Below are 15,812 nucleotides of genomic sequence, written 5' to 3' on the forward strand. Positions count from 1 at the left end.
AGAGGGAGTCGCTAGAGTTGCCTGCTGTGATTACGGGTACGTTGAAGAGCAAGATCGACCGGGTCTGGGACGCGTTCTGGTCTGGGGGAATTTCCAACCCGCTCGAGGTGATCGAACAGATCACTTACCTGCTGTTCTTGCGGCGGCTGGACGACCTGCAGACCTTGAAGGAGCGCAAGGCGCAGCGCACGCGCGAGCCGGTCGAGAACCCGATCTTCCTGCGCAAGGACGAGCACCTGCGCTGGAGTCGGTTCAAGAACGACGACCCCGACGTGATGTACAAGGTGGTCTCCGAGGAGGTCTTCCCGTTCCTGCGCGGCCTCGGCAACGCGCTCGGCGGGGACAGCTCCACGTACTCCGAGCACATGAAGGACGCCCGATTCACCGTCCCGACGCCCGCGCTGCTGGCGAAGGTCGTCGACATGCTCGGCGACATCCCAATGGAGGACCGCGACACTAACGGCGACCTCTACGAGTACCTGCTCTCCAAACTTGCGACCTCCGGGACGAACGGTCAGTTCCGGACGCCGCGCCACATCATCAAGACGATGGTCGAGATGATGGCGCCGAATCCTGGCGACGAGATCTGCGACCCGGCCTGCGGCACGGCCGGCTTCCTGGTGGCCGCCGCGGAGTACGTCCGAGAGCGGCACTCCGACGCGCTGCTCAAGGAAAGTCAGCGCAAGCACTTCCACCGGTCGATGTTCCACGGCTACGACTTCGACTCCACCATGCTCCGCATCGGCAGTATGAACATGCTGCTGCACGGCATCGAGTCACCGGACATCCGCTACCGCGACTCGCTGTCTGAAGGTGCCAGCGAGGACAGCGCGAAGTACTCCCTGATCCTGGCCAATCCTCCGTTCGCGGGATCGCTGGACTACGAGACCACCTCGAAGGACCTGCAGCGGGCCGTGAAGACCAAGAAGACGGAGCTGCTGTTCCTCGCACTGTTCCTCAAACTGCTCAAGATCGGCGGCAGGGCCGCGGTGATCGTCCCCGACGGAGTGCTGACCGGTTCCTCGAAGGCACACAAGGACCTGCGGAAAACGCTGGTCGAGGACCAGAAGCTCGACGCTGTGGTGAAGCTGCCGTCGGGGGTGTTCAAGCCGTACGCTGGCGTGTCGACGGCGATCCTCTGCTTCACCAAGACCAACGACGGCGGCACCGACGAGGTCTGGTTCTACGACGTTCAGGCCGACGGCCTTTCGTTGGACGACAAGCGAAATCCGGTGGAGGCCAACGACCTCCCCGACGTCCTTGAACGCTGGAAGGCCCACGCCACCACCGAACGAGCCCGCGCACGCACGGAGAAGTCCTTCACTGTCCCGAAGGAAGAGATCGCCGCCCAGGGCTACGACCTGTCGATCAACCGCTATAAGGAGATTGTCCACGACGAGGTAGAACATCGACCCCCGGTGGGCATCATCGCCGAAATAGAGACGCTGAACGACGCGATCGCGAAAGGCATGGCCGAACTGAAGGCGAGGCTGTCATGAATAGCGCTCAACTTGGTGACGTCGCGTTGATCAACCCACGTGGTGACGCGGTCGCCGCCCATGAGCGTGTCTCTTTCGTTGGTATGGCGCAGCTCGATGCCGAGCAAGCTGTAGCGAGGCCATTGGAGACCAGACTGTTCGCAGAGGTGTCAAAGGGCTACACGATCTTCCGGGACGGCGATGTGCTCGCTGCGAAGATCACGCCGTGCTGGGAAAACGGCAAGATTGGCCAAGCCAGACTGGACAATAAGATCGGAGTCGGATCCACCGAATTTCACGTGGTTCGTCCGGGTGTAGAACTAGACGAACGTTATCTACTGCACTTTCTACGGCAGCCGGCGATCCGCGCCAGTGGTGAATTGCGAATGACCGGCAGCGCTGGCCAGCGGCGAGTACCCGCGGCCTTCCTGCGGGACTTGAGGGTTCCGGTGCCGAGTCTTGATGAGCAACGGCGGATTGCTGGGATTCTTGATCAGGCCGATGCCATCCGCGCCAAGCGCCGCCAGGTCCTCGCCCACCTCGACGCCCTAACCCAGTCCATCTTCCGAGGCATGTTCGCAGAGGCGCCTGTGACTACGACTGTCGAACACATAGCCATCCGCATGCGGACAGGGCCTTTTGGAAGCCAACTGCTCCACAGCGAGTTTGTCGACGACGGTGCCGTCGCCGTACTTGGGTTGGATAACGTAGTCGCCAACGAATTCAGGTGGGCTCAGCGTCGCTACATCACCGATGCGAAGTACGAGAAACTCAAACGTTACACAGTACTTCCCGGTGATGTACTGATCAGCATCATGGGAACCACGGGTCGGTGTGTCGTAGTTCCCGAGAACATAACCACGGCGATAAACACAAAGCACATCTGCGCTGTCACTGTTGATCGCGAGAATTTTGATCCGATCTTTCTTCGGGGATGTTTCTTGTGGCACCCAGAGTCCCGCGTCCATCTGCATCGGCAGACCAAGGGATCAGTCATGGATGGACTGAACATGGGCATCATCAAGGAGATGCCTGTGCCGGTGCCGCCTCTGGGGTCCCAGCGGGAGTTCGCTGCTCGCGCCTATCAGGTCGAGGTTCAACGGGCGCTTGTGCGGCGGGCGTTGGACGCAGACAATGAACTCTTCGCGTCTTTGCAGGGTCGGGCGTTTCAGGGGGAGCTTTAGACGATGGGGAACTTCGACTTCGTCGGGGCTGCTCTGCCGGTTGTGCGCGACGACTGTGCCAAGGCGGAGTCGTATCTGGCTACCGATCCGCGTTCGGCGTGTTTCTACAGCCGCCGGGCGGTCGAGCGGCTGGTCAAGTATCTCTTCGATGTGGTCGGCCTCAAGGAGCCGTACAAGAAGGATCTCAACGCGCACATTCACGACGCGGCGTTCAAGGCGGTCACCGGGCCGGCGATTACCAAGAAACTCAACCTCATCCGCCTGGCCGGGAACACGGCGGTGCACGAAACCCGCGCGGTTCGCCCGGACGTGGCGACCGCCGTGCTGCGGGAGTTGCACCATGTGCTGATCTGGGCTGCCTTCCACCACTCCCCGAATCCGCAATCGGTCCCGGTCGAGGCCGCGTTCGACCCGGAGCTGGCAGGCACCTCAGCGCCGCTGTCGCACGATCAGGTCAAGCGGCTCGAAGAGAAGTTCGCTGCACAGGACACGGCGCGTGCGAAGGAACTGTCCGAGAAGGATGAACTGCTTCGCGCGCACGAGGCCGAGATCGCCAAGCTCCGGGAGCAGATCGAGGCCGCGCAGGCGGCCAAGACCGCCACCGACGACCGAGACTACAACGAGGCCGACACCCGAAACCTGATCATCGACGTATTGCTGGGCGAGGCAGGCTGGTCACTTGACGCCGACCGCGACCGAGAGTATCCGGTCACCGGGATGCCCCCGGACGGCGGGCTGGGCTACGTCGACTACGTGTTGTGGGGCGCGGACGGCCTGCCGCTAGGGGTCGTCGAGGCAAAGCGCACCAACAAGAGCGCTGAAGTTGGTCGCACCCAGGCCAAGCTCTACGCCGACTGCCTGGAAAACCAGTTCGGCCGCCGCCCGGTAATCTTTTACACCAATGGCTACGAACACTGGATTTGGGACGATTCGGCCGGGTACCCGCCACGCGAAATCCAAGGCTTCTACACGCGAGACGAGCTGGAACTGCTTATCCAGCGCAGACTGACCCGGCAGCCGCTATCCACCGCACCGATCAACCGCGACATCGCCGGGCGGCCCTACCAGGAAAGCGCGATCAAGGCTGTCGGGGCCGCGTTCGAGGCCAAGCAGCGTCAGGCTCTGCTTGTGATGGCCACCGGATCCGGGAAGACCCGTACCGTGGTCGCACTGGTCGACCAGCTGATGAAAGCCAACTGGGCCAAGCGGGTTCTGTTCCTCGCCGATCGCACTGCGCTGGTCAACCAGACCGTCAACGTGTTCAAGCAGCAACTGCCGTCGGTGCCCGTCGTGAACCTCGTGACGGAGAAGAACGTCGACGCGCGGGTATGCGTGTCCACGTATCCGACCATGCTGAACCTGATCAACGAGCTGGACGGTGTCCGGAAGTATGGGCCGGGCTACTTCGACCTGGTCGTGATCGACGAGGCGCACCGGTCCGTGTTCGCGAAGTACGGCGCCATCTTCGATTTGTTCGACAGCCCGCTGCTGGGCCTCACCGCCACGCCGAAGGACGACGTCAACCGCAGCACTTACCGGCTGTTCAACCTTGAGGACGGCGTGCCCACCGACAGTTACTCGCTGGAGGACGCCGTCAACGACGGCTGGCTCGTGCCACCGAAAGGCGTGTCCATCGGAACCAAGTTCCTCCGCCAGGGCATCCGGTACGCGGACCTCTCCGAGGAGGAGAAGGACGAGTGGGACGCGCTCGACTGGGGCGAGGAGACACCAACCCCCACCGAGATCGACGCCCAGGAGATCAACCGCTTCCTGTTCAACAAGGACACCGTGGACAAAGTCCTCGCCACCCTCATGGAGAGCGGCTACAAAGTTGCCGGTGGCGACCGTCTCGGCAAGACGATCATCTTTGCGATCAGCCAGCGGCACGCCGAGTTCATCCAAAAGCGCTTCGACGAACAATGGCCCGAGTACGGCGGCACTTTCGCGCGCACAATCACGCACGGCACGCCGTATGCGCAAAGCCTTATCGACGACTTCTCACAAGCCGACAAGGCACCGCACATCGCAATCTCCGTGGACATGCTCGACACCGGCATCGACGTGCCCGAGGTCGTCAACCTAGTGTTCTTCAAGCCGGTATGGACCACGTCGAAGTTCTGGCAGATGATTGGACGTGGCACCCGGCTACGCCCCGATCTCTTCGGGCCGGGCAAGAACAAGACGGACTTCCTCGTCTTCGACTTCTGCGGCAACCTCGAGTTCTTCAGCCATGGCATGCCGACCGTCGAAGGGGCGGTGCAGAAGTCATTGTCGCAGAGGCTGTTCGAGGCGCGGCTTGACGTCGTAACTGCGCTCGACCATCACGGGCTTGAGGCCGGACTCCGGGAGAGCACGGCGGCAACGCTGCACGAGTTCGTTGCCGGGATGAACCTCGACAATGTGCTGGTGCGGCCGCACCGCCACGCCGTCGAGCGGTTCGCCGATCGGGACGCGTGGATATCGCCGTTGTCCGACGAGCGCACCGTAGCGGTGCGCGAACTCGCCGGCCTGCCCTCGGCGAACAGGGATGAGGATGAAGACGCGAAGAGATTCGACCTGCTCATTCTGCGCCGCCAGCTTGCCCAGGTCGAAGGAGACGTCGCGACTGCCGAAAGGGTGCGAGAGAAAGTCCAGGACGTTGCCGACGCGCTCTTGCGCATGGTCCCGTCCATCCCGTCCGTGACGGAACATCGCGAACTCATCGAGGCCGTTGCCGGTGATCAGTGGTGGGTCGATGTCACCCTGTCGATGCTCGAACACGCACGGCTGCGGTTGCGGGCCCTCGTACGGCTGGTCGAGCCAGGCAAGCGCGATCCGGTGTACGCCGATTTCACCGACGAACTCGTCGCGCCGACCGAGGTCACATTGCCCGGAACTGCTCCCGGCATCAACCTAGAACGTTTCCGCGTCAAGGTGATGGCGTGTCTCGAGCAGCACACCGATCATGTCGCGCTGCAGCGGCTGCGCCGCAACAAGCAGCTCACACCCGAGGATCTGATGTCGCTCGAGGACATGCTGCTGTCCTGCGGGGTAGGGCAGCGTGACGAGCTGGAGTCTGCCGCTGAGCGAACCGGGGGCCTCGGCTTGTTCATCCGCTCGTTGGTCGGGCTCGACCGTGCGGCCGCCAAAGAAGCATTTGCCGACTACCTCGACGGTGGGCGGTTCACCGCGGACCAGATCCGCATCGTCAACATGATCATCGACGAGCTGACGTCGAACGGGGTCGTAGAGCCGCGACGGCTTTACGAGTCGCCATACACCGACTACGCGCCCACCGGGATCGACGTCGTCTTCCCCATCGAGCACGTGGAAATCATTGTCGACACGCTCCAGTGGATCAGGCGCACAGCCCTCCCGGCTAACGTTGCCTAACGCATAACATTATTGTCGCTTGCAGCACCCTCTGGCCGATAACGGCGCTCGAATTTAGGTGCTCCGGACAAACCGGCGCGCAGAGCCGATGGCGGCGGCGAGTGAGCCCCCGGTTCGACGGTGGCTAAATGCTGCCTTGCTTCGTTATGTCCGCCGCAGCGCAGCTGCTTTCATTTAAAGATCAAATGCGCGAACTGTGAGAACCTGTCTCCCGAAATCAACCTCGTGCGCCGGGCTGGGCTCGAGGCTGCGGTCAAGGGATTATGGCACCCGTCCAGCGGGGCGTGGGGCGACTACCTGCGTCGATGCTCGACCGAGGGTCGTGGTTGGGTGCGAAAGAGGCGTCAAGTGAGGGGTTCGCACCCAAAGTCACGCCCACAGCATGCTGTAGTGGTTGGTGACGAGCATGATCCAGCTTCGGCGGTGAGTGCAGGATCTCAGCCGCTAGTCTTGGCGGTCGTCCGATCCGTCGTGGTCCTCGTTAAGGCCGGGCGAGATCATTTTGCGGATCGCTGGCCCAAGGTCATGCTCGCGGTCGACGGCGACAGACAGGGCTCCCTCGTAGACGTCATGATGACCGCGCGCAGTAGCCCTCCAAGTGGCTTCGATGCGCTTCAGCGTCGGATCGTCGACCACGAGAACCAGGCCGTTGCTGCTTTCAAAAGTTCCCTCAGGTCGCAGTTCTCTGAGCGGCAACGTGAGATCGACGGATCCGCCGTTGGTGAAGGAAACCGAGCCGTTGCCGTCATTCGCAACTGGTGGAAAGTACGGCATCTGAACAACGTTTGACGGATCTCTCCACAGTAGACTTTCCGCGAGCGCCTGTGGTCCCCAAGTACGTGGCTGTGCTGGGAGTTTTCGTATACCTGCGTCGTCGGTCTGTACTCGGTGTAGCCCGCGCACCTCGCCGTTAAGGTGGATGGTCAACTCGACGCCTTCGAGGAAGGTACGTCGCAAATTCTGGATGCGCACTCGAACACATGGCCACACTCGACTGACGACGTCATCCACGGCTTCCGGCCACGACTCGCCGAGTTGTTCTTCCCAGCGTTCGATTTCGGCCACGTACTTGTCGTATGTTCGTGGCTCGGGCCGCATAGTTGCGGCGACAATTTGGGAAACTATGATGTCGCTGTAGCCGGAAGCCTTACGGTGAGCATCGCGGTAGGCGTCGAGCAGTTGTTGTTTGCGTGCGCCTCGATATTGATCTAGTGCAGCCGACGCGTCTGGAGCGGCAATTGCAGAACCGACAATGGTCACAGCAAGATCCGCGGTGTGCCGGACTTGACGGGCGCGGTTGAGCAGGACGCGCACCTCGTCACCTTTGGCCTCGCGGGTCTCGCCATCCGTACGGACGTAGATTCCACCATCCTTTAGGTTTTCAGGGCCATCCTTGTGGCACGTCCACACCGGATCGCCGTGCCGGGGCGGGTCGACGACGACCACGATAACGTCGTGAACGGCATCGACACGAATACGCTCGAAGTCCCAGCCAGGGGCATCCGCGCTGGCAAACTTCCTGACAGTCCGTTCCAGGTCTTTGGCCTCGAAGAAGGGAATTCCGGTCACCGCGTCTTTTGCCACACCCAGCACGAGCAAGGCGTGACCGCCGAAGCGACGTGCAGCACGCTCTGGTAGGCGGTTGGCGGCACCGAGGATGAACTTCGCTACTTTCGCTCGGCCGGGCTCGGTGGTCAGGTCGACGTCGGATTTCAGTTCCAAAAAGTAGCGTTCGGCGCGGTCGTCCACCATGCCGAGTGCCGCGATGAACTCGGCCCACTCGCGCTGGCCCTTGGGAAGACGAGTCAGATCGAGTTCGGTCATGAGATCGACTCTAGCTGAACGACCCAACTCCTTGGGCATACGGCCGGGTTCCTGGTCATGCTTGTCGGCGCGTTCTCAGATCGAACCAGCGTTACGAGACTTTGCGAGGTCGTTGCGCCAACCCGAAGCTGTCCCGGCGAACGAGGCAAAAGCTCAGTTTCCTGTTCGGCTACGACGAGGTGTCATTTCCGGTGCGGCGTCGTTCATCACCGCCGACTTCCACCTCTCCGCCATACTCAGCAGTCTTAAGACTGGACACTCGGCGGGCTACGCAAGGATAGGTACGGGGCCTGCGTCGACCACAATGGATGATCACGACCCACACGCGCTCAAGATCCAAATGAGACGCGCCCTTACTGTAATGATGAAGGTTGCTACAATCTGTTACCCGTTGAGTTGTCAGTCGGACTGCCGTGCGTTGCCGTGACCTTCGCGTGCAAGCGGCCAATCCTCCGAGCCTGTCTCACCGAGCCGATCCCATCCGTGAGGTCGTTTGCTATTGCGATCTGCTGCGCCGCTTGCTGGTACTCGTTTTGAGCGCCTAGCGCAGTTGCGAGGTCTACACGGAGGCTTGTCTCGGCTCGCGTGAAGGAACGGTCCATGTTGCCGAGGGCTGTTGTTAGCACCTCGACCGCCTCCGCGTCACCCATGCGCGCGAGAGCATGTCCTCGCCATCGGGCGAGGTGGATGTCGTCTAAAACGACGTATGGACCGGCGTTGGTGGGGCCATCGGCGGGTAGAAGGTGGCTGGCGTGATCAAATGCGCGGAGACTTGCTGAGTGTTGGCCACGTGCCGCAAGGACTTCGCCGTGTGCGGCGGCCAACCATGCGCGTAATAACCGGCTTGCTGATTTCTCGACTCTGGCGCGAGTGGTTGAGAGCAGGTCGTCAGCTATATCAGCCTTCCCGAGATCGACTAGGACAAAGGCTTGCTCTGCTTCCGTGTGGGCCTTGAACTCATCATCGCCCGATTCATTCACCGCTGCTTTGGCGCTTTCGTACTGTCGCCACGATTCGTGTAGGCGCCCAAGATCGAGGGTTTGCCAGCCTGCCAGCGTGCCCAGTTCGGCGCGGATCGTAGCGAGTTGTTGGCGAGTTCCCGGCGTGAGACTTGATGACAGAAGAAGGGCGACCTGCCGAATCTTCGCGTCGACTTCTTCGCGAGTGACCGGCGCGCCGAGTTGTCTGTCCATTCGGCGAATCGCATCAAGCTGATCATGAAGCAACGCAAGGATTGATGCATCCACTCGTCGGCCGTGCTGAGCATGCGGTGTAGCTCCTGCTCTCCTTCCCTGTACGGCTCGTCCGATGTGGACGCAAGTGGGGACAGGAGTTCGTGGATGCTGACGCCAAAAAGGCGCTCAAGTAGGCGTGAGGTTGCTGCGCCCGGGGTCCCGATACGAGATCCGTCTGGCTTACGCCCTGCAATCAACCGTTTGAGGTTTCGCTCGCTCAGTGTCCCGCGTTCGCCGACCTGACGGGCGAACCGTTCGGCGTACTCGACGAACTCCGCGAGCGTCTCTTCCCGCTCCCAGATCTTTTGTTCGAGTACCGTGCGGGGCGCGCGCCCGCGGTTGCGTCCGTTCGTCACCGTCGGTCCTCTCCTCCCCGCGGCGTGCCGCGATCTGTCCCCGTGTTGGCCCGCTGTTGGCCTTCCGCACCGGTGCGCTGATTGGCAAGCTGATATTGGTTCTCATGTAACTATAGTCGCTGCTAGACATGCATTGTCGACAGTGACTACGTCGGCTGATTGAACCTTGGCGGGGAGAGGTGAGGGGCCTATGAGTTTGACTCGACTGCTGCTGGCACGGCCGGTTGAGGGCACTGTCGGGGAGCGACAACGCGTGACGCACCTTGTGTACGTGCCGGAGGCGCGGAATCGGGCTTTACTCGCGCGGGCGTGCTGTGGGCAAGCGTTCGGTCCGGGCGACCTGGAGTTGCTCGACGGGGTCGCGGGCATGCCATGTGAGGCGTGCTTGCGTCACGCTCCCATCAATAACGCTGAAGGGGTGCTCACAGACGGGGACCTGATCGTGAGCCGTCTGACTGGCCTAGAGGCGCAGGTTGAGCTTCTTGCTGAATTGGTTGACCGGGTGGGTAAGCGTCTTTCACAGGCGACGATCACCTTTCCTGGCGAGCAGTCCAATGTGGAGGGTTGAGAGATGGCGGATGTGTCCGCGTTGAAGTCGATCTATCAACTCGACGGTCCGCCCGGCTATCTCTACGAAGTGATGGCGCAGCATCTGGCTGCTCGTATTGAAGCTGGCGAGTTGTCACCCAACACGCTGCTTCCGTCCGAGCGGCGTTTGGCGGCTGAGTATGGCGTTGCGCTCGGTACGGCTCGGCATGCCACGCGCCTGCTCCGTGTCCGTGGGCTTGTTGTGACCATCCCGTCGAAGGGAACGTATGTCGCCCAGCGACAAGGAAGGTTGGACGGTGATTGATCTGCCCAAACACATGTACCGACTGGGCAAAGTGCTGGAGAAGGAGCACCACACGCTCGCCGAACGCCAGGATGACGGCCACGAGGCCATAGATCAGTTCGCCCGGCTCGGTGACTACCTCCTGGAGACCGGTGTCAATGTCCTGAGCGAAGTCCCCGAGCTTGACACAAGGAACCTGGAAGACGCCGCGCTGGCCGTCAGGTCCGTTCTCGCTGATCGACTGCGGGAACCACCATCTCGCGCATACGAGATCCGGCGAAAGGCTCGTACCTGGCGCTTGGGCGGAATCACTGTTTCGGTTTTCGCCGAGCGACGCGTCCCGGCTGTATCGGAGGGCCAGTCATGACGCTGGAGTTGGAACATCTGGAGACCGTGATCGATACCGTCGTTCTTCCGCTGACCAAGCGGCAGGACGTTGCCGAGGAGGCGACGACGGATTTACGACGGCTCGGCTGTTTCCTGCTGACGGTGGGTCAGAACATTCTCCGTGCGGGTGGCTTGAGCCGGACTGACCTCGCAGCGGCCATTGTGACCGTGGAAACGATGATCGAGGGGGAAGCGCCGGACGGGTCGACTCCCGCGTTGAGCCCGATCATTGACACTCAGCTCAAGCAGTTGCACGACGTGCGGTCGACCATTGTCGACAGCGCTACGGCGCTCGACCACGGCACACCTCGCTATGCGGCGGTTCTCGCGTCGTTGGATGGTGTCATCGCCGCAGCGACAGGGTTGCAGGCGCTCTTGGGTTTCGCCCCGGCTCTGATACCCACCGATACCTAAGGAGACTTCCGGCCCTTCTCCGATGAAGGGCCGGAAGCCCGGGGCCAGCCCGCCGTGTGGGTATTCCGGTGTGAATCGGCGGGCTGACTTCGCCATCCTGGGGCATACCTGACGGGGCCTCTTTGGACGGTGGCGCCTTGCCGCGTCAGGTCGTTCAGGGCCGCGACCGGCCGCGTTCCGTAACCACGCGCATGTTCTCCGAGTGCCGTTCTGGGCTTCCCCAAGGGCTGTTATGCCGGGAGCGCCGACAACCCGTCCCACCCGTCACGAGGCGTGTTCGTGCAGGTGGGAAGCCGCAGTGGCCCGTCACGCTGGATGTCTTGGTGTGACGGGCCACTGTGCCGGGTGAGACGGGTCATGGGTCGCCGGAATCCGCGTCCGCGTCGGGCCGGTTTCCGCCCCGCCATGCATCGATCGCCGATCGAAGGTCGGCCGTGGCGTAGCCGCGTACCTGCCGGGTCATCCCATCGGCGCCCGGGATGCGTCGTCGATCGGGACGGCAGCCGAGGTCACCCATCTGCCGCCCAAACGCGGTCGGCTCGATTCCGAGCGCCTCGGTCAACTCGGCGGTGGGCACGAACTCCCGCTCGTCGAGGTCATCCCCGAGATAGTCCACAACGGACGCGAGCGGCTCCGGTAACGGTTCGGCCGTTTCCCGAGGTGCGGCAGCGCCGAGCGCGCGGGCAGCGGCCGCCTGATCGAGCTGCGGCGGGGGCATTTGACCGGCCGCGTGCCCGGACAGGGTTCCGGCTGCCTCGCGGAGTCCCCGGCCTTGTTCGCAGATCGTTCGCCAGTCCTCGTTGGGCATGTAGTAGGTCCGGACCGTTATCGCGAGCGAGTCGTCCCCGGCGGCCGTGTCGCCGTCCGGGCGGAGGATGCCGACGCCTTTGTGCGACGGCAGGAGGCGGCTGCTGTCGTAGCCTCGGGTGTTCATTTGTTCGCCGAGCACGATGTTGCTGTCTCGCCAGTCCATCACCCGTAGCGCGAACCGTGATCCGAGCACGGCACGTAGCCCGGACGGGATGGTTTTCGAGTCGGGTCGTTGGGTGGCCAGCACGAGCACGATGCCGGCGGCTGGTCCTTTCTTCGCCAGCCAGGTGAGTAGTTCGCCGATGTACTCGCCCGCTGTGAGTTTCTTTCCTTGTATGTCAACGGGTGTGCGGTCTTCGAGCGGTACTTGTACTTCGTCGATGAAGATCGCGGTGATGGGCATGTTCAGGTTCGTGTCGCGGGAGATCGCGGGAGTGATCTTCGATTCCGGGCACACGATGTCGTCGAGGTCGCGCATGCGGCGGTACCGGCCTTGAACCTCGCCGACCAGTTCGACAAGCCAGTCCTTGAGCGCGAGGACATGTTCGGGTTCATCGCCGGACATGAACCGGTAGGCGACTTGTCCGGCCGCGTCCCAGTCCTTTCCAGCCTTGAAATCGGCTACGTACAGCCGCGTCCACGCATCGAGGATCAGCCCGGCAGCAGCCAGCCTGGCGGCGAACGTCTTGCCCTGTCGTGGAATCGCGCCGACGAGGAGCGATGTCCACACCAGTGGCAAGTCGATTCGTCGATTCCTCGCGTCGCGTCCAAAAGGGACTGGTTGCCATGCGTCCCACTGTTCGACTCCAAGGAGTGGGGTCGGCAGGGGAGGGGACGAGTACGGGTCCTCGTCCGCGACCCACATTGCGACCCGTCCGGCATGGCCGCGGTTGCCGCGTACCCGCTCGACGATCAACTGCACCTCATCGACGGCAAGTGCCGAGGCAAGTGCCTCGCGGTTCTTCACCACGTCGGCGGCTTTGCGGGTAGCGGGCAAGTCCACGGTGACCGCCCATCCATCCCCGACACGCGTCGCGCGTTCGACCAGCCGCAGCACCTCGTCCTTGCCGATCAATTTCGCGTCCCGGAACGCATCGACCAGCACTTGCGGGTCCATCGTCCATGTGAGCGTGCGAGGTCCGGCGAGTGTCGGTTTCCGTCCGGGGCTCCCATCCTTACGCCTGCCCAGGATCGCGAACGTCGCCGAGATCACTCCTGCGGCGATCCATAGTGGACGGTAGCCCCATAAGACAACCAAGACTACTCCTGCCACGAGTGCGATGGAGGCAAGCGCAACGGTTACGCGCCAACGGAACAGCGTCAGTTCACGAATTTCGATAAACTTGTCGGCGAACTTCTCCTGTAACTCGGCGGCTTCTCGGTAGTCCCGCACGGTGACCCAGCGCCGCCACCCGCGCGCCGCGAGCACCACGCCGCGAACGACCGCGCCGAGGTAACGCCACGGCAGCTTGAGCGTCGCCACAACGAGATCCTTCGAAGCTTGCCGCGCTTGAGCCCTGTCCCGCAGCACGCGGGGAACTCGGGGTGATCGTTGCCAGCGCCGGACAAGCCGCTCCCATCTCGTGCGCCGACGAGGTTGATGCAACGTGTCGTCGACCAGTTCGGCGTCATACACCGGCTCGGCCTTCTCGACCGCGCGTTCAGTCGCGTTCATGAACGACCTCCCGAAGTTCGGCCGCAAGCCGTGAAGACAGGCCACGTGAACAGGAGGTCACCTCACGGACCCAGGCGGGCGTGATCTTCACATCCGGTGTCCAAGCCCGTCCCGCCTCGGCAAGGTAGTCCTCGAACGACTTCCGCGGCATTGGCTGTCGCGGTTCATGAACGGCGGGCTCCGACGACACCACAACGGCTGCCTCGGTGAGCTTGTCCCGCAGATCGGTGATCGCCTCGGCCGCAGCGAACACGACCAACGGCGGCACCGAATGCAGCACCACGCCCGAGAGTGACCCGGCCGCATACGAAGACCACGTGTTCATCACGTACGTTGCCGCGATGGTCAGCCACTTGGCGCACCGCACCCACCGTCCTGTTTGGACCCGGTACCGGGCGGTGACTTGCTCGGCGCGGAGAACAGCAAGCAGCACAAGCGAAACGGTGGGGTCGAGTAGCCACGCTGTCAGCCACGGCAGCGACCACGGCGCCGAATCCGCTGCTGCGAAGTGCTGAACGTTGGCCATCGTGAACGCCAGTCCGAGCCCGATTCCGGTCCAGCACAACCGGTCCACTTGCGTCCGGACTCGCTCGACGTACAGGGCAGCCACATCCGGACGGGCACGATGTCGACGAACCTCTGCCGCCTCGGCGGCTTCTTGGGCGAGCTGTTGCGCACGCGTGGTCATCGCCGCCTCCTCGTGGTGCCCAACTCCGTCACCGTCAAAGCCCGGGTGAGGACATAGGCGGCTACCAGGTCGGGAAGCGCGAGCACCCCGAGCCGCAACGTCAGGTCCGCCGTGTGCGTGACGACGAGCCACTGAACGCCGACCATGCCCGCCGCCACCAACAGCACCCGACCGGCCAGCGACACCACACGAGCACTCGCCCGCGCGGTCTCGGCCGCCCGGCGAGCCCGACGAGCACCAGACCGCCACACCACTACAAGCGCCAGCAGTCCACCGACACCGATCGCGACCTCTGTAGGCGTCACGTTCACCGCGCACCCCCTTCCGGCCGATTCCGGCGCCAACGCCAAAGTCGGTGCACTGCGCGCCGGTCGGTGTCGGCCAAGGCGCCCCACACGCCGACGGTGTGCTCACCGGCCGTGCGCAATTCGAGTTCCAGGCACTCATCGATCACGGGGCAGCCCGCGCACATCCACGCGGCCAACTCCCGGTCTGGCACGTCCTCCCCGGACAGTTCGGGTATCTCGTCCCGATCGAACATCCAGAAGCACAAGCCCTCACGGGTAACCACGTCGGCGAGCACTTCGTCCGGTACGGGGGCCAGGCGGTCAAGCCGCTTGGCGATCTCGGCGTAATCGTCGGGGGTCATGCCGCACCCCCGGTCAGGCGTTCGACCTCGCGCGCGGTGCGACGCTCGGCAGCCAGCCGCGCGACATCGACACACCCGCCCGACTCGGCAGCCTCGTTGATCAGCTTCTTCAGAGCGGCGGCCGGTACGACGTATCGAGTGCGGACCCGGACTGCCGGGAACGCGTCATCACGGATCGCTCGGTAGAGGGTGGCGGCGTCGACACGCAGAATGCGCGCCGCTTCCTTGACTGTGTAGAACGCCGGTCGCCCGGCGTCGGGCATAGCGGTACTCATCGAAGAATTCCTTTGATCAGAAGAGCCTATATCGGCTAAATAATGAGCCGATATCAGCGCAAATTGGCATATGAAAGGTCCAAAAGCGCGACGCTGCGTGCTGGCTGCGCCGCGGAAAGCGATTAGGCGCTAATCTCGGCTCCTAGGCGGAGCACGGAGGAATAGGTGACGGAGAATTGGGCGGCGGTCTCGAAGGCCATCAACGAGCGCGTTGCCGAGCTCGGATGGAAGCAGCGAGAGCTTGCCGAGTATTCGCACGTCTCGCAGGCCATCGTTCGGGAGATCCAGCACCACACCGTGGAACGTCAGCGCAGCGCGCGAACGCTCGAAGCCCTGTCGCTTGCGCTCGGCTGGCACCGCGGCCATCTCGCCGCCGTGCTGCATGGGCGTAAACCCCTTGCACCAGGCCAAACCGGCGACGAACCGATCGATCAGATCAACTCGCGGCTCGGCGCCATCGAAGATCGCCTGAGCGAGATCACCGACCGCCTCGACACGATCAGCGAGAGGCTGACGATCTTGGCCCGAGCGAACGGCCGGCCGGGCGGGGGATAGGCGCTGGATGACTTCCCGCCGCTGCGGTGCTGGTGCGTTGATTCCGTTTCCGTCCATGCTCCAAGGAAACGGCAGATC

General features: G+C 63.0%; 15 protein-coding genes. 8 read left to right on the forward strand and 7 right to left on the reverse strand.

Going from position 1 to position 15,812, the window contains the following annotated elements; genetic code table 11:
* Window positions 1-26 precede the first annotated feature (26 nt).
* Genes GKO32_RS08760 through GKO32_RS08770 form a run of 3 tightly spaced genes read left to right on the forward strand, consistent with a single transcriptional unit; the run spans window position 27 to window position 6,034 of the window.
* Complete coding sequence (locus GKO32_RS08760; RefSeq protein ID WP_312867710.1) at window positions 27-1,499, forward strand: type I restriction-modification system subunit M; 1,473 nt, start codon at window positions 27-29, stop codon at window positions 1,497-1,499.
* A complete protein-coding gene (locus GKO32_RS08765) occupies window positions 1,496-2,662 on the forward strand; it encodes a restriction endonuclease subunit S (protein WP_208024330.1) in 1,167 nt (388 codons plus the stop codon). Before GKO32_RS08760 ends, GKO32_RS08765 begins: the two co-directional genes overlap by 4 nt.
* A 3-nt stretch (window positions 2,663-2,665) precedes the next feature.
* Window positions 2,666-6,034 (forward strand): DEAD/DEAH box helicase family protein, encoded by a 3,369-nt coding sequence (locus GKO32_RS08770; RefSeq protein ID WP_154756294.1) that lies wholly within the window; start codon window positions 2,666-2,668, stop codon window positions 6,032-6,034.
* A gap of 444 nt (window positions 6,035-6,478) precedes the next feature.
* On the opposite strand, the gene GKO32_RS08775 is transcribed toward GKO32_RS08770, so the two are convergent.
* Together GKO32_RS08775 and GKO32_RS08780 are read right to left on the reverse strand one after the other, a co-directional pair.
* Window positions 6,479-7,858 (reverse strand): hypothetical protein, encoded by a 1,380-nt coding sequence (locus GKO32_RS08775; protein ID WP_154756295.1) that lies wholly within the window; start codon window positions 7,856-7,858, stop codon window positions 6,479-6,481.
* Window positions 7,859-8,232: 374 nt separating this feature from the next.
* Window positions 8,233-9,105, reverse strand: coding sequence for an NsdA family TPR-like regulatory protein (locus GKO32_RS08780; RefSeq protein WP_208024331.1), 873 nt, complete (start codon window positions 9,103-9,105; stop codon window positions 8,233-8,235).
* Window positions 9,106-9,639: 534 nt separating this feature from the next.
* Between GKO32_RS08780 and GKO32_RS38345 the strand changes: the two genes are divergently transcribed.
* The 4 genes from GKO32_RS38345 to GKO32_RS08800 are packed head-to-tail and all read left to right on the forward strand — an operon-like array spanning window position 9,640 to window position 11,082.
* Window positions 9,640-10,017 carry a hypothetical protein gene (locus GKO32_RS38345; RefSeq protein ID WP_208024332.1) on the forward strand — a complete coding sequence of 126 codons (378 nt, stop codon included), beginning with the start codon at window positions 9,640-9,642 and terminating at the stop codon, window positions 10,015-10,017.
* A gap of 3 nt (window positions 10,018-10,020) precedes the next feature.
* Entirely contained in the window at window positions 10,021-10,302 is a 282-nt protein-coding gene (locus GKO32_RS08790) for a GntR family transcriptional regulator (RefSeq protein ID WP_154756296.1), read from the forward strand.
* A complete protein-coding gene (locus tag GKO32_RS08795; protein ID WP_154756297.1) occupies window positions 10,265-10,648 on the forward strand; it encodes a hypothetical protein in 384 nt (127 codons plus the stop codon). The genes GKO32_RS08790 and GKO32_RS08795 overlap by 38 nt, the downstream gene beginning before the upstream one ends.
* Window positions 10,645-11,082, forward strand: a complete 438-nt coding sequence (locus GKO32_RS08800) for a hypothetical protein (RefSeq protein WP_154756298.1) — start codon at window positions 10,645-10,647, stop codon at window positions 11,080-11,082. Before GKO32_RS08795 ends, GKO32_RS08800 begins: the two co-directional genes overlap by 4 nt.
* 355 nt (window positions 11,083-11,437) lie before the next feature.
* On the opposite strand, the gene GKO32_RS08805 is transcribed toward GKO32_RS08800, so the two are convergent.
* From GKO32_RS08805 to GKO32_RS08825, 5 genes are read right to left on the reverse strand one after another with little or no spacing between them, the layout of a single operon-like run.
* A complete protein-coding gene (locus GKO32_RS08805; protein WP_154756299.1) occupies window positions 11,438-13,567 on the reverse strand; it encodes a cell division protein FtsK in 2,130 nt (709 codons plus the stop codon).
* Window positions 13,554-14,255 carry a hypothetical protein gene (locus GKO32_RS08810; protein WP_154756300.1) on the reverse strand — a complete coding sequence of 234 codons (702 nt, stop codon included), beginning with the start codon at window positions 14,253-14,255 and terminating at the stop codon, window positions 13,554-13,556. Before GKO32_RS08810 ends, GKO32_RS08805 begins: the two co-directional genes overlap by 14 nt.
* On the reverse strand, window positions 14,252-14,566 hold the full coding sequence (locus GKO32_RS08815; protein WP_312867682.1) for a hypothetical protein: 315 nt from the start codon (window positions 14,564-14,566) through the stop codon (window positions 14,252-14,254). Before GKO32_RS08815 ends, GKO32_RS08810 begins: the two co-directional genes overlap by 4 nt.
* Window positions 14,563-14,904 carry a WhiB family transcriptional regulator gene (locus tag GKO32_RS08820; protein WP_154756302.1) on the reverse strand — a complete coding sequence of 114 codons (342 nt, stop codon included), beginning with the start codon at window positions 14,902-14,904 and terminating at the stop codon, window positions 14,563-14,565. Before GKO32_RS08820 ends, GKO32_RS08815 begins: the two co-directional genes overlap by 4 nt.
* Window positions 14,901-15,179 (reverse strand): helix-turn-helix domain-containing protein, encoded by a 279-nt coding sequence (locus tag GKO32_RS08825; RefSeq protein ID WP_154756303.1) that lies wholly within the window; start codon window positions 15,177-15,179, stop codon window positions 14,901-14,903. Before GKO32_RS08825 ends, GKO32_RS08820 begins: the two co-directional genes overlap by 4 nt.
* Window positions 15,180-15,344: 165 nt before the next feature.
* Between GKO32_RS08825 and GKO32_RS08830 the strand changes: the two genes are divergently transcribed.
* Window positions 15,345-15,734, forward strand: a complete 390-nt coding sequence (locus GKO32_RS08830; protein WP_312867683.1) for an XRE family transcriptional regulator — start codon at window positions 15,345-15,347, stop codon at window positions 15,732-15,734.
* Window positions 15,735-15,812 lie beyond the last annotated feature (78 nt).

Origin of the sequence: Amycolatopsis pithecellobii (assembly GCF_009707865.1) — a bacterium.
Classification (GTDB): Bacteria; Actinomycetota; Actinomycetes; order Mycobacteriales; family Pseudonocardiaceae; genus Amycolatopsis_E; species Amycolatopsis_E pithecellobii.